The organism is Gemmatimonadaceae bacterium (genome assembly GCA_037721215.1).
GTDB lineage: Bacteria > Gemmatimonadota > Gemmatimonadetes > Gemmatimonadales > Gemmatimonadaceae > UBA4720.
Genome location: JBBJNV010000006.1, coordinates 1 through 17,918, shown reverse-complemented (window position 1 = coordinate 17,918; position 17,918 = coordinate 1). Strand labels below are relative to the sequence as shown.

19 protein-coding genes and 2 pseudogenes are annotated in these 17,918 nt (G+C 58.9%); 7 read left to right on the top strand and 14 right to left on the bottom strand.

The features are described from left to right. Positions 1 to 11: 11 nt before the first annotated feature. The 3 genes from WKF55_04155 to WKF55_04145 all read right to left on the bottom strand — a co-directional run bounded on the left by WKF55_04155 (position 12) and on the right by WKF55_04145 (position 1,320). Positions 12 to 254 carry a methyltransferase domain-containing protein gene (locus WKF55_04155; protein ID MEJ7758765.1) on the bottom strand — a complete coding sequence of 81 codons (243 nt, stop codon included), beginning with the start codon at positions 252 to 254 and terminating at the stop codon, positions 12 to 14. A gap of 15 nt (positions 255 to 269) precedes the next feature. Further along, positions 270 to 644: a hypothetical protein gene (locus WKF55_04150; GenBank protein MEJ7758764.1), complete on the bottom strand. Its 375-nt coding sequence runs from the start codon at positions 642 to 644 to the stop codon at positions 270 to 272. Positions 645 to 858: 214 nt separating this feature from the next. Beyond that, positions 859 to 1,320 carry a hypothetical protein gene (locus WKF55_04145; protein ID MEJ7758763.1) on the bottom strand — a complete coding sequence of 154 codons (462 nt, stop codon included), beginning with the start codon at positions 1,318 to 1,320 and terminating at the stop codon, positions 859 to 861. 6 nt (positions 1,321 to 1,326) lie between these two features. Here WKF55_04145 and WKF55_04140 point away from each other — a divergent pair, with 6 nt between their 5' ends. Together WKF55_04140 and WKF55_04135 are read left to right on the top strand one after the other, a co-directional pair. Continuing rightward, positions 1,327 to 2,124, top strand: coding sequence for a tetratricopeptide repeat protein (locus WKF55_04140; protein ID MEJ7758762.1), 798 nt, complete (start codon positions 1,327 to 1,329; stop codon positions 2,122 to 2,124). A 76-nt stretch (positions 2,125 to 2,200) separates the two neighbouring features. Continuing rightward, positions 2,201 to 3,211 carry a hypothetical protein gene (locus tag WKF55_04135; GenBank protein ID MEJ7758761.1) on the top strand — a complete coding sequence of 337 codons (1,011 nt, stop codon included), beginning with the start codon at positions 2,201 to 2,203 and terminating at the stop codon, positions 3,209 to 3,211. On the opposite strand, the gene WKF55_04130 is transcribed toward WKF55_04135, so the two are convergent. Continuing rightward, positions 3,193 to 4,260, bottom strand: coding sequence for a glycosyltransferase family 4 protein (locus tag WKF55_04130; protein ID MEJ7758760.1), 1,068 nt, complete (start codon positions 4,258 to 4,260; stop codon positions 3,193 to 3,195). The two genes, WKF55_04135 and WKF55_04130, sit on opposite strands and share 19 nt — an antisense overlap. Before the next feature lie 191 nt (positions 4,261 to 4,451). Here WKF55_04130 and WKF55_04125 point away from each other — a divergent pair, with 191 nt between their 5' ends. After that, on the top strand, positions 4,452 to 5,408 hold the full coding sequence (locus WKF55_04125; GenBank protein ID MEJ7758759.1) for an NAD-dependent epimerase/dehydratase family protein: 957 nt from the start codon (positions 4,452 to 4,454) through the stop codon (positions 5,406 to 5,408). A 21-nt stretch (positions 5,409 to 5,429) separates the two neighbouring features. Here the strand turns inward: WKF55_04125 and WKF55_04120 are convergent, their stop codons facing one another. Then, positions 5,430 to 6,509 (bottom strand): hypothetical protein, encoded by a 1,080-nt coding sequence (locus WKF55_04120; GenBank protein MEJ7758758.1) that lies wholly within the window; start codon positions 6,507 to 6,509, stop codon positions 5,430 to 5,432. On the opposite strand from WKF55_04120, the gene WKF55_04115 reads away from it, so the two are divergent. Further along, complete coding sequence (locus tag WKF55_04115; protein ID MEJ7758757.1) at positions 6,488 to 7,327, top strand: glycosyltransferase family A protein; 840 nt, start codon at positions 6,488 to 6,490, stop codon at positions 7,325 to 7,327. The genes WKF55_04120 and WKF55_04115 overlap by 22 nt on opposite strands. Before the next feature lie 73 nt (positions 7,328 to 7,400). Further along, positions 7,401 to 7,676 (top strand): PqqD family protein, encoded by a 276-nt coding sequence (locus WKF55_04110; GenBank protein ID MEJ7758756.1) that lies wholly within the window; start codon positions 7,401 to 7,403, stop codon positions 7,674 to 7,676. A gap of 10 nt (positions 7,677 to 7,686) precedes the next feature. On the opposite strand, the gene WKF55_04105 is transcribed toward WKF55_04110, so the two are convergent. The 5 genes and pseudogenes from WKF55_04105 to WKF55_04085 form a co-directional block, all read right to left on the bottom strand. Further along, positions 7,687 to 7,812 (bottom strand): hypothetical protein, encoded by a 126-nt coding sequence (locus WKF55_04105; GenBank protein ID MEJ7758755.1) that lies wholly within the window; start codon positions 7,810 to 7,812, stop codon positions 7,687 to 7,689. A 63-nt stretch (positions 7,813 to 7,875) separates the two neighbouring features. Next, positions 7,876 to 9,597 carry an asparagine synthase (glutamine-hydrolyzing) gene (asnB, locus tag WKF55_04100; protein ID MEJ7758754.1) on the bottom strand — a complete coding sequence of 574 codons (1,722 nt, stop codon included), beginning with the start codon at positions 9,595 to 9,597 and terminating at the stop codon, positions 7,876 to 7,878. Between the two features lie 334 nt (positions 9,598 to 9,931). Continuing rightward, positions 9,932 to 11,191: an ABC transporter ATP-binding protein gene (locus WKF55_04095; protein ID MEJ7758753.1), complete on the bottom strand. Its 1,260-nt coding sequence runs from the start codon at positions 11,189 to 11,191 to the stop codon at positions 9,932 to 9,934. Continuing rightward, positions 11,188 to 12,060, bottom strand: coding sequence for an ABC transporter permease (locus WKF55_04090; protein MEJ7758752.1), 873 nt, complete (start codon positions 12,058 to 12,060; stop codon positions 11,188 to 11,190). Before WKF55_04090 ends, WKF55_04095 begins: the two co-directional genes overlap by 4 nt. 382 nt (positions 12,061 to 12,442) lie before the next feature. Continuing rightward, positions 12,443 to 13,119: pseudogene (locus tag WKF55_04085) on the bottom strand (transposase). A gap of 216 nt (positions 13,120 to 13,335) precedes the next feature. Here WKF55_04085 and WKF55_04080 point away from each other — a divergent pair. Next, on the top strand, positions 13,336 to 14,529 hold the full coding sequence (locus WKF55_04080; GenBank protein ID MEJ7758751.1) for a nucleotidyltransferase family protein: 1,194 nt from the start codon (positions 13,336 to 13,338) through the stop codon (positions 14,527 to 14,529). A 241-nt stretch (positions 14,530 to 14,770) separates the two neighbouring features. Here the strand turns inward: WKF55_04080 and WKF55_04075 are convergent, their stop codons facing one another. Together WKF55_04075 and WKF55_04070 are read right to left on the bottom strand one after the other, a co-directional pair. After that, complete coding sequence (locus WKF55_04075) at positions 14,771 to 15,082, bottom strand: integrase core domain-containing protein (GenBank protein MEJ7758750.1); 312 nt, start codon at positions 15,080 to 15,082, stop codon at positions 14,771 to 14,773. Then, positions 15,079 to 15,345: a transposase family protein gene (locus WKF55_04070; GenBank protein ID MEJ7758749.1), complete on the bottom strand. Its 267-nt coding sequence runs from the start codon at positions 15,343 to 15,345 to the stop codon at positions 15,079 to 15,081. Before WKF55_04070 ends, WKF55_04075 begins: the two co-directional genes overlap by 4 nt. A gap of 59 nt (positions 15,346 to 15,404) precedes the next feature. Between WKF55_04070 and WKF55_04065 the strand changes: the two are divergent. Next, positions 15,405 to 15,767: pseudogene (locus tag WKF55_04065) on the top strand (IS3 family transposase). 415 nt (positions 15,768 to 16,182) lie between these two features. On the opposite strand, the gene WKF55_04060 reads toward WKF55_04065, so the two are convergent. Together WKF55_04060 and WKF55_04055 are read right to left on the bottom strand one after the other, a co-directional pair. Then, the gene (locus WKF55_04060) at positions 16,183 to 17,352 is read right to left on the bottom strand and encodes an SGNH/GDSL hydrolase family protein (GenBank protein ID MEJ7758748.1); all 1,170 of its coding nucleotides are present in this window, start codon (positions 17,350 to 17,352) and stop codon (positions 16,183 to 16,185) included. 338 nt (positions 17,353 to 17,690) lie between these two features. Then, a partial coding sequence (locus tag WKF55_04055) for a hypothetical protein (GenBank protein MEJ7758747.1) occupies positions 17,691 to 17,918 on the bottom strand: 228 nt, incomplete at its 5' end.

Here is a 17,918-nt window from a genome sequence, read left to right as displayed (position 1 = left end):
GCATAAGATGACTATTTAATCCACACATACTTCCGCTCCACGACTCGGGCTCCATTGATGGCATCCTGTTTTCCGTGATGCCGCACGAGCCCTTTGAAGGCTTTTTCGCAATCCGGCGTATGGTGCAGCACGCCGAGGCTATAGATGAAGTCGAAGACGCCTTCCCTGAAGGGCAGGTCGAAAAGGTTCACCTGGAAAAAATTCAGGTTCTCTGGCCAGATTGCGCTGGATGTCGCCCCGCAGCGCGCGCTCAACCATGTCTACGCCGATCACTTCCGCGCCGAACCCGGCGAGATACTCCGCGAAGCGCGCCCCTCCGCACCCCGCGTCCAGCACCAGTTTACCCGCGAGGCTGCCCGCCGGGTCTGCTGCGAGAACTCCCGCTCGGTGAGCTCGCGTACAAAAGTATCCCCGTGTGCTACCGTCAAGTCGCATGAAGGCGTGGACCACAGGAACTCGAAGGCGCCCACGTATCCCAGCGCCGGCGAGAATGTCGGCAGGTAATCCGCGATCGGGAAGGAATGGCCGGAACGGCACTCCAGCGCGCCCGATTTAAGGCGGCCATTGCCGATATCTGTCCGCTCGCAGCTAAGCTCTCCCTCGCAGCGCGGATAGCGCAGATAGGCGGCAATCTCAGGTTTCATCTCGCCTCGAAGTTTTCGGGATTATCCATAGCGATCCGGTCCTCCGCATCCGAAGTTATCGTTGCGGCGCGCCGGCGGAAGCTCGCGGGCGAAGCACATGCTATAGGAAATAGCCCGGAGCTCGCTCAAGGTTTTCTTGTTCCGCAAACAGCGCTTGCGAGTTTAGATAATTATAATTAGGAGAAATTGCGGCCTGGCTGAAGGCGCCTCCATCCTAATGGATAAGCGGCATCCGCCCGCCAGTGCAATGCGGAAACGACAGCCCATCCGCCAAGGGCGTAAAAACTACCCGAGTCTGGAGGCTGCGGGCGGGCGGCGAGCATCGCCGCTTCGAACCATGCCCATTTGAACTATGGCTAGCATCGCGCTCTGCATGGTTGTAAAGAACGAATCGCTCCTCATCCAGCGGGCGATCGCCAGCGTCGAGCCGATAGTAGACGAGATACTCGTAGTAGACACCGGCTCGAGCGACGGCACGCGCAAGCTCGCCGAGGCCGCGGGCGCCAGGGTTCTGCGATACAAATGGGATGGCAGCTTGGGGCGGGCGCGGAACCTCTACATCGAGGAGGCTACTTGCGATTGGATCCTGGTGCTCGACGGAGACGAAAGCGTTGCCCGCAAAGATCTCGCCGGGCTTCGCGCCCTGGCAAGGCAGCCTGCCGCCACGGGAGTCCATTTTATCGTGCGGGAGTACTCCGATCAGATGAACCTGTTGAGCGCCTGGCGCAAGAACGACGGGCGGTATCCGCCCGAGGAGAGCTTCAGCCGCTGCTCAGGCTTCTCCGAGGCGCGCATTTTCCGCATGTTCAGAAGGGTTCCCGAGGCGCGGTACATCGAAGGATTCAGCGTCCACACTAATCCGAAGCGATCCCTGCGAGCCTATAGCGATGGGTTCTGCGAATCAGCCGCCGTTATCCATCACTTCCATTCGCTCAAAGGCGGCGGCGCATTCATCCGGAAAAAACAAGCTGCGCGCCTGCGGAACGAGATCCGCCACATGCGGCTATACCCAGGCGACCATTGGAATCACTACAACGTAGCCATCGGCCATTTCTCCCTGGGCCACGACGAGGAAGCTCTCGCGGCGGCCACCAAAGCCGTCAAGCTCGACCCCGTCTGTTACCGCAGCTGGCTGCTCCTAGGGTCGATCCGCAAGGAGCTTCGCCGTTACAAGCTGGCGGAGCGCGCCCTGGAGCGCTGCAAATCCATCGCGCCGCGCCGTCCGGAAGCTTGGATATTGCTGGGAATGATCGCTGATGCGGACGGTCGGGCGGAGAATGCCGAAGCGTTCCTGCGGAAGGCTCTCAGCCTCGACACTTCACATCCCTTGGCATTGAATAGCTTGGGCGTAGTGCTCGAACGGCTGGGGAAGCTCGCGCAAGCCGGCGCTTGCTACGAGCGTGCGCTAAAGGTGCTTCCAAATAATTCCCTTTTTGAGCAAAACATGGCCAGGCTGAAGGATGCCCGGCAGGGTGGCTAAGATGTTGAGGTTTCCGCGGCTCCCCTTCCGCCGCCGTTTCCAAACTTTCCCGCATTCGCGGCCGAACGCGAAGCACTTGATCCAATTCGGCTGGGACATGCCGGGCACCGGCTTCTTCCGCGCGGACCCGCCTGCTGGCAGCCCTTTCGCTGGCTGCGTCTTCCAAATCTTCGCCAACGGGGAGAACCAAACCTACAAAAACTTTACTTGGAACGCCTGGGGGAAGAGAGCTTACGAAAGCAGCGAGCTCAAAGAAGCATTCGAAGACTTGCGGGCGGGACGGTCCAATCCCCTACTAACGGGCAGTTTTCTGCGGATGAACGCCTCTCCCGGCGATCTCGATTGGTTTGACGATTTCGGATCAGTGCTGGGCAACTTCCGCCTCGCAGCGCTGCTCACGGCGGTGGGCGGGGCGCGAGGCATCTTCCTCGATGTCGAGGAATACGCGGGCCGTGTCTTCACCTACGCGAACCAACCGCTGGCGGCAGAGCACTCCTGGGCGGATTACGCGCTCCAAACTGAGCAACGCGGCTTCGAAATCATGTCCGCAATCCAGAGTGGCAACCCCGGCGCTAAGCTCGCGCTGAGCTTCGGGCCGAGTTTGGTCTGGAAACTCTCCAGGGAAGGCAAGCTCGCAGCGCGCGAGATCAGCTATGGCTTGCTCGTACCATTCATCGACGGCTTGGTAAGGGCGGCCGATCGAGAAGGCCAGCTCATAGACGGGTACGAGCTCTCCTACGGCTACCGGACGCCCGTGCAATTTTGGGAGGGCTACGAACGGATGCGACAAGCCCGCGAAAGCCTGCTCAGCGATCCTGCTAAAGCGGCAAGCGTAATGTCATTCGGGTTTGGGATCTGGCTCGACTTCGATAAGCGCTGGAGCCACGCGTGGCATTGGAGGAACCATTTCAGCCCCGCCAAGCTCGAGCGCTCCTTGCGCGCAGCAATGGAGCAGACCGATTGGCTGGTTTGGATTTACAACGAAGCCGTCCATTTCTGGCCAGGGGAACACGGTATCAAGCCGATCCCGCCGGCGTACCTGGCGGCGATACGCTCGGCCGCGAGCACCTATAAGAGCGAGGCGTAGAGACGCGCGTATCTCGCGGCTGACGCTTCGATAGAGAAGCTCCGTTTGGCCGCTTCGCGGGCGGCTTGCCCGATCCGGAGTCGAAGCCCGGGATTGCTGGCCAGGACCTCGATTGCCGCCACCAATGCACGCGGCTCCCGCGCCGGGATGATCAGTCCCGTCTTCCTGTGCGCCACAAGCTCGGCATTGCCTCCGCTGCGCGCCACGACCGCAGGCAGGCCCAAAGCCATGGCCTCCAAGATCGCGTTGCTGGCGCCCTCGTTTTCGGCAGGCAGCGCGAAGGCGTGGCAATCCGCCAACGCGGCGGACGCATCGCCGCTGAAAGCGCGGATCTTGATTTTGCCGCCCGCCCCCAGCTCGCGAGCCATTTTCTTCAAGCCCGCGGCATACGTCCGCTGATCGGCTAGCGCATTCCCGAAAATGACGAATTCGTACATTCGCGGTCCCCGGAGAAGCTCCCCCGCCGCGCGGATGAAATCCTCATGGCGCTTCTGCGGGTGCAGATGGGCGACCATCGCTATTTTGAACGGGTTCCCTTCGCGAAAAGCAGGCAGCGCACGCGATGGGAGGCTCACTCCGTTGTTGATCACCGCCGCATCCTCGAGCCCGGCCGCGGCGAAGGGCCTGGCGATGAACCTCGATGCGCATATAATCTTGTCCGACAAGAGCGACATCATCTTCAGGAAAGCCTCCCTATCTGGCGCGGAGAGATGCGCCAAAACCAAGTCAGGATGGCCGCCCACCCTCCAAACATGCGGAACGCCCAATTCCTTGCCCGCCATCGCCATGAACGGCAGATAGTAGTTGGATTGCAGGAGCGATGGCGCGATCTGGAGTAGCTTGCGGGCGGACCCGCGCCCCTCGCGCACAAGGGCGGTTTCAAAACCGAAGCTCGCCGCGCGGGAAAGGGCCGGCCCCAAACGCGGGGAGATGAAAACGGGAGCGAAATCCTTCCGTAGCGCGACCGCCAGCCTGAGAAAGAACGACTCGGTGCCGCCGAATACGCGCGGATGAAGGTTGAAGACCAAGCGGGGTTTATGTCGCGCCATATATATCGCGGGATGCCTTTCGGCTCATGGGAGGCCTCGTTTCAGGATGGTTCAATACCCCGAGATTTTCTATCAATAGCCTTAACATTCCCCGTAGGAAGCTATATGTATAGATCAGAACGCCGAGATGCGATGCTATGAACTTTGGCCGGATGCCGGAAGGCACTTCCGGCATTCACAGGATGCCTCGATTGAAAATTCTAGTGACTGGCGGCTGCGGTTTCATCGGCTCCCACCTTTGCGAGTCGCTGCTCGCGCGCGGCCACGCGGTCATGGCGCTCGACGATCTGTCCTCTTCGAGCGCCGGGAACCTGCGGGCCGTCGCCGAAGATCCGAAGCTGGAGATAACGATCGGATCGGTCTTGGACGAGGATCTGGCCGGGAGACTCGTCGCGCGATCGGATTACGTTTACCACCTGGCGGCGGCCGTCGGCGTGAGGAAGATACTGGCCGACCCCAGCGGCACGCTGCGCGGCAACTTGCTCGGCTGCGAAGCCGTGTTCCGCCTCTGCCGCGAACATCGCAAGCCCGCGCTGTTCGCGTCTTCTTCGGAAGTCTACGGGCGCAGCGTTTCCAGGAAGTCGCGAGAGAGCGATCCGATCGAGATCGGTCCGCCCGCCCACCCGCGTTGGGCTTACGCCGCCGGCAAAGCCGCCGGCGAGCACTTGGCCTATTCTTACCACGCGCAGTACGGCCTTCCCGTGGTAATCGCCCGCTTCTTCAATATCATCGGTCCCAGGCAATCATCCGATTACGGCATGGTGGCGCCGACCTTGGTCCGCCAGGCGCGCGCAGGCGGGGACATGACGATTTTCGGCGACGGCTCGCAAACCCGCTGCTTTCTCGACGTCCGCGAGTGCGTCGAGGCGCTGGCAGATCTAGCGGAGCGGCAGGAGGCCTTCGGCCAGGTTTACAACATCGGCAATCCTTTGGAGATCTCGATCCTCGAGCTCGCGCGCCAGATACGCGAGCTTTGCGCCAGCAGCTCGCGTATCGTGACGCTGCCCTATGCCGAATGCATGCCGGGAGGCTTGGAAGATTTCCCGAAGCGCTCGCCCGATATCTCGAAGCTCGCCTCTTTGCTAGGCTTCTCTCCCTCCATACCCTTGCGGGAGACGCTGATGGGGATAATAGAAGCCTCATCCTGAATATGCCGGACGGGAAGTCGCTCAGCGGCCTGAAGGCTTTCGGCCGCGCGGCGGCCGCGAACCTGGCTCGCGCTTTCGAATCCCCGCGCTCGCTCCCTTCTTCTTGGACGCCGGGCTCCGGCCAGCGCCGCGTCCGGAAAGTTCGCCCGCGAGGGAATCGATCAAGGACGGCAGCTCTTCAGGGTTGCCCGCGAAATTCATGGCGAATGTCCGGGCGCTCGCCACGAGCCTTCCGCATAGCTCGAGCTCGTTTGTAAGCCCCGCTCCGTCCGCTAGCATCACGGGATATTCAATCGGCTTGCGCTCAAGCAGCCGCGCGAGCGCTTCCGCCTTGGGCAAGGGCCGCAAAACCGTCGCTTTCCCGCGACGAGGCTCCGTGAAGATCAGGAGATGTGGCTTCACTGACCCACTCCCAACTTCCCTCCCGCGGATCGGCGAGTAGATCCGCTTGCCGCTTTTGCCGCGCCGGCGCATCTCAGCCGGCCTTAGGAAGCCGAGAGGGGAGAAGAGCTTCCGCGATTGGTCGCTGAGCGAGATGCGCGGATCGTTCGCGTACAAGCGGGTCTGCCGCCCTGCCTTGGCCAGGAATGCCCTGTCATCGGAAAGCAGGCTGTAGCCGCCCCCCACGAGCGCGGCGCTCGCGGTCGACTTGCCGGTACCCGAGGCTCCAGCGATCAGGATGCCCTTGCCATTCCGCTCCAGGACCGCGGCGTGAAGCTGTAAGACATTCAAGCGCCGCAGCAGGTAGAGAAGGAGCGGCTCGATCACGTAGTAGTGCGCGAACGAAGGCTCCATATCGGCCTTCAACGTCAGGAATGCGTTCGAAGGGGGCCGCCCGAAGTAGCAGGCCAAGGTTTTCTGCGCATCAGCGATCACCGTAACTTCGTTATCGTAGAAGCACTGCTCGAATTCCGCGTGGCACGGCAGATCGCCGCGCTCTTCCTGCCTGATGTTGATAGCAGCATGCGGCGCCTTCGCGTGAACCGCTCCTGCATCGAAAGGCGCCCATTGCTGTGATACAAAGCGCTCCAGGCGCCTGCCGTCGATGTTGATTTGGACGAGCTTGTTTCCGAAGCGGTATGTACGGGCGCTCGACGGCATCGCTATACTTTACGCCCGCCGGCGGAGCGGCTCCAGTAGTTTACTTCAAGCTCGGAGGCTTCCCGCATCCGCTCAGGATCAAAATGCCGCGAAAACCCCCCGTTAGCCGTCCCAGGATCGCCGTTATCATGCCGGTCTTCAACGCTGCCGCATACCTGCCGCAGGCGATTGAAAGTGTGCTCGCGCAAGCGGGTCCGGCCTTCGAACTGCTGGCCGCCGACGATCGCTCGACGGACGGCAGCTTCGAGATCCTGCGCCGCTACAGCCGTGATCCGCGAGTGCGGATCTTCCGGAACCGCCGCAACAAAGGATCGGGCGCCACGCGCAATTTCCTGCTCCGTCATGCCCGCGCGGACTATGTCACGCCTTGCGACGCCGACGATCTGCTCTTGCCCCGCAATCTTTCGCGACTGTGCTCCGTGCTAGACGAAGAGAGCGAGATCGGAATGGCATATGGCGATATCTTGGCGATCGAGATCCATCGTGGGCGCATGCTGGATTTCCCGCAGATCGTCGCCAAGGATCATACGCGCAGCTGGGATCTGATCGAAGATACGGTTAACCATGGCGGCTGCATGATGCGGCGCGCGCTAGCCCTAACGGTTGGAGGCTACGACGAGGGCGCCGGTTCACTGGACGACAAGAGCTTGTGGCTCAAGATGAGCGAGATTACCCGGTACAGATATCTGGCAGGGGAGATTTACTACGTCTGGAGGCGCCACTCGAAAGGCCAGACCCGCACCGACAAGAAAGTGCCAGAAACCATGTGGCGCCTTGTGTCGGAAGCTGGCGAGCGCCGCTTGCGGAAACAGCGCTGAACCGGCGGCGAGAACAAAAAATTTCGGAAGCCTGCTATTGCGGCTGCCGCGAAATCCGGGATATTCACAGGTCATGAATCGGACATCGATCGTCAGCAAAGCTAAGAAAATCCCCGCAAAAGAGCTCGAAGGGGAGATGGTCTTATTGAACCTCGAGAATGGCGACTACGTCGCCCTGAACGAGCCGGGCATGGAAATTTGGAAGCTGCTGGAAGGCGAAAAATCAGTCGAGGAACTGGCGCGGGAGCTCGCAAAAGTCTATTCGATCCCAGCGACCACTGCCCTGAAGGACGCCCTGACCTTTCTCGGCAACCTTCAATCAAAGGGCTTCATCGAAGTTTCGAGCTAGTGCGCCTGCCTCAGCTGGGCGAATACATCTGCACCATCATGCGGATATTGCCGTGCCGAGTAACGATCGGAGCCGAGTATTTCTTGGCTGGTTTCTTGGCGGGTTTCTTGGCTTCGCCTTTCGCTTTCTTGTCCATAGGGGAAAATGGGATGGGATGAGAGTGGATAACGGTAACATCACGGCAAGAATCGTTCAATGTCTAGTTCCACGATCTGAGCCAACGCTCCATCATATATAATGTAAAGAGCCTGTAGCCGTGCAGCGCAATCAGCCTCTCGTGCTCGCTCCGCATCAACTCGAGCCGCCGGTAATCGAAGAGCTGCCTGCATTTGGCGTTTCGATCGAAAAGCGCCCCATAAATGAGGTCCTTGAGCGGCGTGTCCTGCCAAAGCCACAGGTCGAGCGGAATGGAGAACCCCTGCTTTGGCCGCCCGACGATAGACTCCGGGATCAAATCCTTGAAGGTTTCTTTCAAAGGTATTTTCCTAACCTCCCTCGAAATTTTGCCCGCTGTCGGTATCGCCAGCGCGGCATCCGCCACCGCGGGGTTGAGATACGGTACCCGCGCTTCGACGGAGCACAGCATCGACATGCGATCAGCCTTGACGAGCAAGTCCGAAGGGAGATATAGCCCGAGGTCCAAGTCGATCGCGCGCGCGATCGCGTCGGAGCTATCGCCAGCGGCGAGCCCCGCGATGTATTCGCAGTTCTCCCAAGCCGCGCCTGGGGAGTCGGGCCAAAAGCTTTCAATTTGCTCGTAGGAAAAGATCCTGCGCGACGCCGGAACGATCGCGCCATCGGCAGCTCCGGGCGCGTGCCAGGGGCTGCCTGCGAAGAGCTCATCCGCCCCTTCCCCAGTGAGCAAACCTTTTACGCTATGGCTGGCCTCGCGGAAGATCAGATAGCTCGGCAGGAAGGAAGCGTCGGCGAAGGGTTCGTCGATCTGCCCGCCGATGGCTTCGAGCGCGTCCGCGATCGAAGCTACGGTGGCGGTAACCTCGTTGTGCTCCGTCCCGAAGCTCCGGGCCGCCTCCCTGCTGTAAGGGCCTTCGTCGTAGGCAGCGTCCTCCATGCGGAGCGAGAAGGTGGGAATACCGGGACGCTCTCTAGCCGCTAGCGCCGCGACGATTGTGGAATCCAGGCCGCCGCTCAGCAGCACTCCCAGCGGAGCTTCGGAGATGAGGGTGCGCCTGACGCTCACGGCCAAGACGTCGCGAAGCTCGGACGGCGACACGCCATGTTCTCGCGGCGCGGCCCGCGGCATCCAGTAACGCTCGATCTTCATCCCGGACTCGCCGACGACCATGTAATGCGCAGGCGGAAGTTTTGCGATACCTCTGAAAATCGAATATGGCTCGCTCACCGCGAGTGTGGCGAAGTAGGAAGCCAGCGCGTTCGCGTCGACTTCCTTCCGCACTCCGTCCAGCGCTACCAAGCTTTTCAGCTCTGATGCGAAGGCGAAGGCCTCGCCTGAATCGGCATAATAGAGAGGCTTGATCCCGAAGCGATCCCTGGCGACGAAAAGCTCGCCGGAATGCTCGGACCAGATGGCGAAGGCGAACATCCCTTCCAAATGCGCGAGGCAAGCCGCGCCATGCTCCACGAAAAGATGCAGTATCACCTCGACGTCGGAACGGGTGGAGAAGATATGGCCCTTCGACTGCAGCGCGGAACGGAGCTCGGGAGCGTTGTATATCTCGGCGTTGGCGATAATCATGCGCTGGCCGGATTCGTCCCTGATAGGCTGGGTGCCGCCGGCGATGTCCGTGAAAGCGAGCCGGCAACAGCCCAAAGCGGCCCTGCTCCCGGTGTAAATACCTCTGCCGTCGGGCCCCCGATGCGAGATCTGGTCGAGCATTCTTTCCAACGCCGCCTTTTCGGGGGCGCGGCTCTTGGTGAGTATGCCGGCTATTCCGCACATCGTAGATCTTCGATTAAAAGGTGACTCCGGGACTGCGGCGCTACTCGAACCGCGCGGTCGCGCTGGGCATACTTGAAAATGCCAAGAACGTGATTCCTAATTCCATCCGATCGATTGACGTTAGCTCCAAGAAGGACCTCAGGAGGGTTCGCTCCATGACTTTCCAGCCAGCCAGCGAGAATCCGCCGCTTCCGTGCCGACAGGCGCTTCTCCCTCCAACGTCCCCACGCGGCTGGAGGTCCATATCGAAGCTCGTGGCGAATCGCATCGACGCGGCGCAAGGCATTGTCGCCTGCGACTCTCGAGATGACCCTGCGCCGCGCGGACGAAGCGCTCAGCTGCCCGTCGCCTTTTGCTGGCTCCATTCGGCCACCGTCAAGAAATGGGCACCGCTGGTTGTCTCCGCATCCACTTGGAGGTAAGCGGCGTTGTCATGCCTGCAATAGGTTCTGGTGTGCTCCCGAGCTTCAGCGATGATGCTTAATGTATATTTGCCGCCATTCAACTCCGTTTGCGGCACGAATGCGGTCACTTGCATCAGACGGCTCTCTGTCAGATCGATATACGTCCCTTCCAGGTTTTCTGCAACGACGTCAAGGACGGGAAGCATCTCCGCGTTCCAGAGTACAAACTGGATTCGTGTTCCCTCCAGGTGGTCGATCGAATCGATCGTCACGGTGATACGTAACTCGGCTCCATAAGAAACGGAGCATGTTCCCCCCAGGTCTGCATGCGAGTCACCGCTGTCAATTGACAGTTTCCTGACGACGACTTCGCCGGATCCGCTTACGCTCTGAGGGGCTCCCTGGAACAGCGCCTGATACTGCCCGATACCCCGGGCCAGATCCCGGCCGTGATAAGTGACTTGTCCCCGATCCAGCACGATCAGCTCATTGCACAGGCGCACGATGTTCGGCATGGCATGAGAGACAAAGATGACTGCGGACGTCTGGAGGAGCTGGCCGATTGCATTCATGCACTTGCATCGAAAGGATATATCCCCAACTGCCAACACTTCGTCGATGATCAGGACGTCGGGCTCCAGATGTGCGGCGACAGCAAAGCCGAGCCTCATAGCCATTCCGGTGCTGTAGTTCCGCAACGGAGTGTCAAGAAATTCACCGATATCAGCGAAATCGACGATCGAATCGAATTTGCGTCGTGTTTCCTCCCGGCTGAAGCCAAGCAGCGTGGCCTGATTGTAAATGTTCTCCCGCCCGGTGAGGATCGGGTCGAAGCCGGCGCTGAGCTCGATCAATGCGCATACCCGCCCACGCGTTGTCAGCCGCCCAGTGTCTGGCGTAATGAGCCCGTTGACCAGCTTGATTAGCGTGGATTTGCCGGCACCGTTGTGGCCAATGACCCCGAGGCAATCACCCCGGTGCAACTCGAAGGAGACGTCTCTCAGAGCCCAGAACTCCTCGGTGCGAAGCGGTCGCGCGGCTTCGTCGTTTGGTCCCCGGCCCATATTGCCACGGTGCCATGGGAGAATTGCCGATGTCAGGTCGTGCAATCCGTACCATAGAGAGCGGTGAAGTGAACGACAGAACTTCTTGGAGACATGCTCGGCCACGGCGAGGGCTGGCTCAGTCATGAGCCCAAGCGCTCGGTGAGGAAGGGAAGTGCGATCTTGAACAGCACCAGCCCGGCAAGGAGGATACCGAGGCTGCTGATGCTCACAACAGCGAAGGCTGCGGGCATGGCCTCGCTTGACCCCGTCAGCCAAGCCCTTCCGGTGGTGATTATCGGGGTAACGGGATTGGCAAGCATCAGCGTTCGTGCGGCCCCGCTTGCAGGCACGGCGTATATAACGGGCGTCAGAAAAAAACCAAACCGCAGAACGAACTGAATTCCCTTTGAAATGTCCGGATAAAGGGCCGAGATAGGCAGGGCGACAAGTCCAAGGGCTGCGCCAACGATCGCATTGATCAGGAGCGCCATACAAAATAAGGCGAACTCGGGCCTCAGCTTGTACCCCAATAGAAGCACAGCAACTCCCACGAGGATGGCGGCAATCAGCATATCGAGGCCGGATTTGAGTAGCGCTGAGTAGACCAGCGCTTCGTGCGGAAAGTTCACTTTCGGCAGAAGCATTCTGGCGCCAGACAGCGCGGTCAACGTGCCCATAACGCCGCTGTTGAATGCGGTCCAGAGAGCGGTGCCTGTCAAAGCGAATAATGGATAGGGTACACCGGCCGAGTCGATCGTGATAACCCTCTGGCTCGTCAGGAACACCCACACCAAGGTGCTCGCAACCGGGGGCAGAAGCAGCCAGAAGTAACCGAGCAGACTTTGACGGTGTTCGGCACTGACATCCCGGCGGAAAAGAGTCCACGCCAGGACACTGGCTTGCTTGAAGTTGGCCCTTAAATCACAGACTACTCCTCGAAACGGGGCGCGTGCCTGCTGCGGAGTCGTAACACGAATTCGTAGCGACTCGTCTGGACGTGATGATTCGCTCAAGGATTTGCCTGTCGAACTCTGTTAGTAGGGTTGCTAGAGCGCAGCCTGGAGGTTGAACCCCCTCCAGGCAGTATCATTGTCCCTGGGCATGCTGGCCGCGCGGCAGATGTCGATCTAACATCCCGGGGACTACTGCTGGCATGCAGATCAGCACCGTAGCTCACCGTTCGCGCACAGTTACTTCCCTCATCGTTGATGCCCTTGTAGATGAAAATGAGGTTATGATAAAAGTGCATCGCAACAATGTGCTTATCGTAATACGATGGCGTGTAGCTTGGCTCCAGAAATTCGGCGTGATTGAGTCCATCGGTGAGTTTGCCGCCATACTTTGGCCAATACGATGTCTGGGTGGAGGTCTTGTCATTTGGTTTGTAGATGAGCGTCAGGCGGCGAGCTGCTCTCGGGTGTTAGTGACGGCACGAGATCTCGTCGTGTATTCGATTCCAGCATTAACTTCCGACAGCAGGTGCGGTGCGTTCAGCTTCCGGAAGTTCTGCTCGACGACGAGGAGCATCCTCCAGATCAGCGCGGTCGCGTTTCCCCCCTTCTTGCATCTATTCGCTGCTCCGGTGCGGAGTCTCACCGCCGCAAACGGTGACTCTACGATGTCTGTCGTGCGCAGGTGCTTCCAGTGTGCGGCCGGAAAGTTGTAGAAGGTTACCATTCGCTCCCAGTCGCGTTCCAGCCGTTCAGCCGCTTTCGGATGACACGCGCGTACGCTTTTGCAAACTCGCGCTTCGACCGTTCGCATTCCGTGCGCGTCGGGGCCGATGCGATCTCCTGGAGTTTCCTCTTTAAATCCGGCTGGTGCTTCAGCGAGACCACATCAAGCGCGTTCCGCGTCCTGTGATTCCAGCAGCACTGCTCTGCTGACGACGGGTACACACTCGCCAGTGCGCTCCATATTCCCAGGTGCCCGTCTGCAATCGTCAACTTCGGTGAGCGAAGTCCTCGCGCTTTCAGGTCACGCAGAAGGGCTCCCCAACTCTCGCTCGATTCCCGTTGGCCGCTCTCGACGGCGAGGACGACTTTCTCACCATTCGAGAGTGCCCCTCCCAGTACCAGCAGCGCCGCCTCCGGCTCAGAGGAGTGTCGCGCCGACCAGCCGAGGGCCGAGCGCCAGGAGATCTATGAGCGTGAACGAACTGCACCGGTTGTCCTGACGGGAAGTGGAACTGCTTCAACGAGTGCTTCCAATATAAAACAGCCAGCGCCTCCTGGCTGGCGCCGGCACAAAGGCCCCCAGTCTGGAGTATCTTCAATCGCATGAGGCCCGTGGAAGACCTAGTCCTGGCGCTGTCGCGCACCCCGCTTCCGGAAGATCGCCTCCATGCCATCCGCGCGGCGATCGATGACATGACGGCGTGGGATGCGTTCTTCTCACAGGCCGTTGCGTGGGATGCGTTCTTCTCGCAGGCCGCTGCTTGGGATGTTGAGCCGGTCGTGATGTCGAATCTGCGTACCCATTTCAGCGATACGCTGGCTGAACCCATTCTGAAAAGGGCAGCTGTACACGAGCAGCACGCGCGCACGGAAGCCCTCTCAGGCACGCTTGTGCTCGTTGACCTCGCCGACAGGTTTACAGATCGCCGGATCGACCTGATCATTCTCAAGGGCCCGGCGGTTGCAATCGCCGCCTATGGCAATCCTTCGTTTCGCACTTTTGCCGATATCGATCTTCTCGTAAGGAAGCAGGACCTCGCCAGCGCGCGGGACCTCCTTCTCGCACTCGGCTACGCTCGCGACTATTCGCCTTCGAGCGAGCGGCGACTCATTAGCGATCAGCACGCCCTCGAGTTCTCGCGCGAGAACATCAAGGTAGAGCTGCACTGGGCACTCCTTTCGAAACACCTGCGCTTCGACATTGGCGAGGCCGAGCTGTGGAGCACTTCACGGCTCGTTCCCTGCGCCGGCGCGGAGTTGCGAGTGCTTGGGCCGGCGCATCTCTTCATGTTCCTCTGCGCGCACGGAACTAAGCACGAGTGGGAGCGAATTCGCTGGATCTGCGATATCGTGCAGCTCGCCGAGCGTCTCGACAGCGGCGAGGCGGATGCTGTTCTCGCGCTTGCGGAACGTGCGAATGCGAAAAGGATTCTCGAGCTGGCTCTTCGTGTAGCCCGGGATGTCATCGGCGAAATGAATGGACCCTTTGTCAGTCGTGTCCCGTTCAGCGACCCGGAGGCCGCACGGCTTGCCGCGCAGGTCTCGATGAGGCTCGGATTGACGGAGAAGCGAGACTCGCGAGCCGGCTGGACCGCCCGGCTCGACTTTCGCCTGCGGCCTCTGATTTTCTGGGCAAGGTCGCGCGAGCGCAGGACTGACCAGGTCGCGACGCTTGTCCGCGTATTCCTTGTACCGACCGAAAACGATAGCGGTGCAGGCCCGTTCGCGTGGATCAGTCGCCCGCTACGGCTGGGACGGCGCGCGCTCAGCAATGTCCTGCGCTCGAGACCGGCGGCATCGGAGTGAGCGCTTCGCCAGGCACCGAACTGTTCATCGAGTTCGGTGGACGTCAATTGTCGGTGACCACAAATGTGCCGGAGGCGCGGCGGTTTCTCGAGGACGCTTTCCGTCACATGCTGGTGCCTGAGGTATCGCCTCCACTTCATGCGCTCGCGACCGGATCTGTTGTGGCTTCACGCGGGTGCAGTAGCATCTTCCGGACGTGCTGGATTGGTTCAGCGGAAATGTGACTCTGTTGGATTTGGTGTTAGACTGTGGCAGCCATCTGTTCGCGGCGCTGCCCGGGCCGCTCCCTCGCGGCCTCGACTTTCCGGTCTCGGGCTTCCCATACTTCGTTCTCTGTTCCTCTGAGCTTGTCGGCCGGCGTGATGTAGCCGATCGAGCTGTGAAGCCGCTCGGTATTGTAGTACTCGACGAAGGCGGCGACACAACCCGCCGCGCTTCTTCCAGTGAGCCAGGTGCCTTTGGCCGAATCGTGGTGACCTTCAATGTCTGATCCCAGCGTTCCATCTTTCCGTTCGACTGGGGGATAATAGGGCGAGGTTCTCACGTGTGTCATTCCCGAGACCTGATGAATTCCCGGAAATCCCTGGCGATGAACTGGCGACCGTTGTCAGAAATGATCCGTGGACTCGTGGCCGGATACTTCTCTCTCGCGCGCTGCACGATGGTCTCCACATCGGCCGAGTTCATTCGTTCCCTGACCTCCCAGTGGACCAGCACCCGGCTGTAGCCATCCAGGAAAGCGCAGAGATAGTAGAGCGTTCCGGCAATGTTGATGTAGGTGATATTACGTGTGGAGTTGCCCCGTTTCGTGGACACTTCACTCTTTGAGAGAGGAGGTTCACAATGGGAAAGGAGGAGCAGCGCGAGCTGAGGCTGCTCCTGACCTGGTGGATCGTGACTTCACCGCGAAGGCTGTGAACCAGCTCTGGGTGGCTGACATAACCTACGTGCCGACGTGGGCGGGATTTCTTTACCTCTCGGTCGTCCTCGATGCATTCAGCCGGCGAATCGTCGGTTGGGCGATGGCGACTCATCTCAAGACCGCGCTGGTGCTCGATGCGCTGGAGATGGCGCTCGAACAACGCCGGCCGGCTGAAGTGATTCATCACTCCGATCACGGATGCCAATACACGTCGCTTGCTTTCGGCAAACGATGTGGAGAAATGGGAGTAAGGCCGTCAAAGGGCTCGGTCGGCGATGCTCACGACAACTCGATGGCCGAGAGCTTCTTCGCGACGAACTCAGGTCCTGGCCCACCGCTTTTTACTTCATAATCACTCTCTTCCTCGGAGTCGGCTTTTCCTACTTGTTTCAAAAACAGAAGCAGTATCACCCGCTTCGACAAGCTCTTTTTCTGTTAATCCCTTATTCGACGATCGTCATTTTGTTTCCGCAATTTACTTCGACTCACCCCTCTTTTGCGGACCTGCTCTTAGTTATTCCGGCGACTTTTGTCATTTCGTTTTGGTTCTTGCAGAATGAATTCTGGGAAAATTTAGCCGGGAAAATCCTATGTGGCGTGGATACCGGTTTGCGGGCCTGATCTCGATGACCAACCTTCTGACGGTCGCGCAGAACCTGAGATGACAGCTTCCATTTCTGGCAATATGATTCATCTACGTTCCTTAACTTTTTGTCTCATTCAGGGGTTCACTACCTTCGGCTTCTAGCGTTGAGAATCTCTATTAACTTTTGGGCCGTCGCTCGGGCGAGTTCTTCCGAACCTTTTGGGGTCAGGTGCACTACGTCGGAGAAAAATTCATCTCTGCCGTTCAAATCGCTCGAGACATCTATCAGCTCAACATTCTTCTCGACGGATATTTTACGAAGCGTCCCCTCGATCCCGTCGTAAGCCTTGAGAAGCCCTTGATGGTTGAGCTTCACATAATCGAGGTAGGGGTCTATACGGGACTTCTGGTTTTCCGTATTAGTCGGCGCCGTTAGTCTCGCTTCCGTCATCAAGACCGGCACAGCGCCTACCTCTCGCGCCATGTGCACGAACATTATCTGGTTTAGATAGTATTGCCTGAGCGCCGTTTCAGTGATTTCAGAAGAGTGCGCTCCTTTGGATGCCGCCCCGAGCGGGCCGATCCCGAGCCGCCAATCGATATAACGCGACCGTAGTCGGAGGTAGGATTGAGAGTGTTCACAGAGAAAGCGGTCAAGAGTACTACGGTAATTGAGGCGCGGGTCAGTATTCCTCGATGACTGAGACAAGGGCTGGAACTCCCTGAGGAGCGGCTGACTCGACAGGAAATACCTGAAATCATTCCACCCATTATTAGAAACTACATAATCAGGATTGAAATGATGCCCCTCGGAAAACAATCTGCCGAAGCTATCCCAGGAGGCATGCCCCGGGATTCCGGCATTGATGACCTCCACCTCCGGATAGCCGTTTAGTCTAAGGATGGCTTCAACTCTATGGGGCCAGTCTTGCCCTTCCGGCAGATTAACATCGAATGTGGCAGACCCTCCATAAAATATTATTCGAATCGTCTCCCCGGGTTTAACGACTGAGAAATTACGCCCACGGTAGCCCTTCTCATTGATATAGTATTCTACCAAGTTGTTTTCATCTTCATTGGTAGCACGCAGCTCTTTTCGCGGGAAGATGTGCCTGGCGAATAGCGCGGGCGCATATTCCAGTGTCCGCTTCTTCAGTGTCTCCGGCGTGTCGTACCTCGAGTTGGAAGTGTAGCGGAAGATTATTTCAGCAACCGACAGCGCGAGAGTTCCTCCGATAACAGTCATAATTAAAGTGAAAAAGAGTTTCTTCTTGAGGCTCAAGCGGCGCATAGAGACGCCATCAGTTTCCGACATCGAGGTCTCCTTTCAGATCATATCCGGGACTTTAGTGTGCAACGCGATCTGTATATGGTATTGAAACCCAGCGATCACCCACTCGGTGAAAAACTTGGTCAGTGCGCCCATCCATACCTGATAGTCGAATTGAAGCCTGGCGTCTCCTGCGATTGAACTCAGGAAGCACCCACCACCCGGCTAACGAACATTGCAGCAGGCAAGCACTTTTCGGATGCGGCTCCGCCGCAATGGTTGTCGTGTGCTTGCAGCTGAACTAGGCGTCAGCGGGGCCAAACTCCTAAGTGTGTATTTATCTTCGCATTTGGTTCGAACCTGTGCTCCGGTCGTCTGCGTGACTATGGAGTCGTGCCTTTGCGCTCGCGCGACCCAGCTGAACTCTCTGATTCAAGCTTGCGTTCAATAAGCGAAGTAAAATTGATGGTTCGGGGAAAGCGAATCTCCATCCCTCGAAGAACGATAGTGCATCGGGAGTACGTTACGAGATAAGTGAGGCTGACCTGGTCGCGGGTGAGTCCCAGGTCTAGTTGAAATTCAGGTGGTGCCGCGGTACTAGAGTGTGAATC

What these genes read in the sequence shown, in the direction of transcription:
- WKF55_04150 (MEJ7758764.1), bottom strand. Translation starts at nt 644, where the DNA reads ATGAAACCTGAGATTGCCGCCTATCTGCGCTATCCGCGCTGCGAGGGA.
- WKF55_04145 (MEJ7758763.1), bottom strand. Translation starts at nt 1,320, where the DNA reads ATGGACTCCCGTGGCGGCAGGCTGCCTTGCCAGGGCGCGAAGCCCGGC.
- WKF55_04130 (MEJ7758760.1), bottom strand. Translation starts at nt 4,260, where the DNA reads ATGGCGCGACATAAACCCCGCTTGGTCTTCAACCTTCATCCGCGCGTA.
- WKF55_04115 (MEJ7758757.1), top strand. Translation starts at nt 6,488, where the DNA reads ATGTACGGGCGCTCGACGGCATCGCTATACTTTACGCCCGCCGGCGGA.
- WKF55_04120 (MEJ7758758.1), bottom strand. Translation starts at nt 6,509, where the DNA reads ATGCCGTCGAGCGCCCGTACATACCGCTTCGGAAACAAGCTCGTCCAA.
- WKF55_04110 (MEJ7758756.1), top strand. Translation starts at nt 7,401, where the DNA reads ATGAATCGGACATCGATCGTCAGCAAAGCTAAGAAAATCCCCGCAAAA.
- WKF55_04105 (MEJ7758755.1), bottom strand. Translation starts at nt 7,812, where the DNA reads ATGGACAAGAAAGCGAAAGGCGAAGCCAAGAAACCCGCCAAGAAACCA.
- asnB (MEJ7758754.1), bottom strand. Translation starts at nt 9,597, where the DNA reads ATGTGCGGAATAGCCGGCATACTCACCAAGAGCCGCGCCCCCGAAAAG.
- WKF55_04095 (MEJ7758753.1), bottom strand. Translation starts at nt 11,191, where the DNA reads ATGACTGAGCCAGCCCTCGCCGTGGCCGAGCATGTCTCCAAGAAGTTC.
- WKF55_04075 (MEJ7758750.1), bottom strand. Translation starts at nt 15,082, where the DNA reads ATGACACACGTGAGAACCTCGCCCTATTATCCCCCAGTCGAACGGAAA.
- WKF55_04060 (MEJ7758748.1), bottom strand. Translation starts at nt 17,352, where the DNA reads ATGTCGGAAACTGATGGCGTCTCTATGCGCCGCTTGAGCCTCAAGAAG.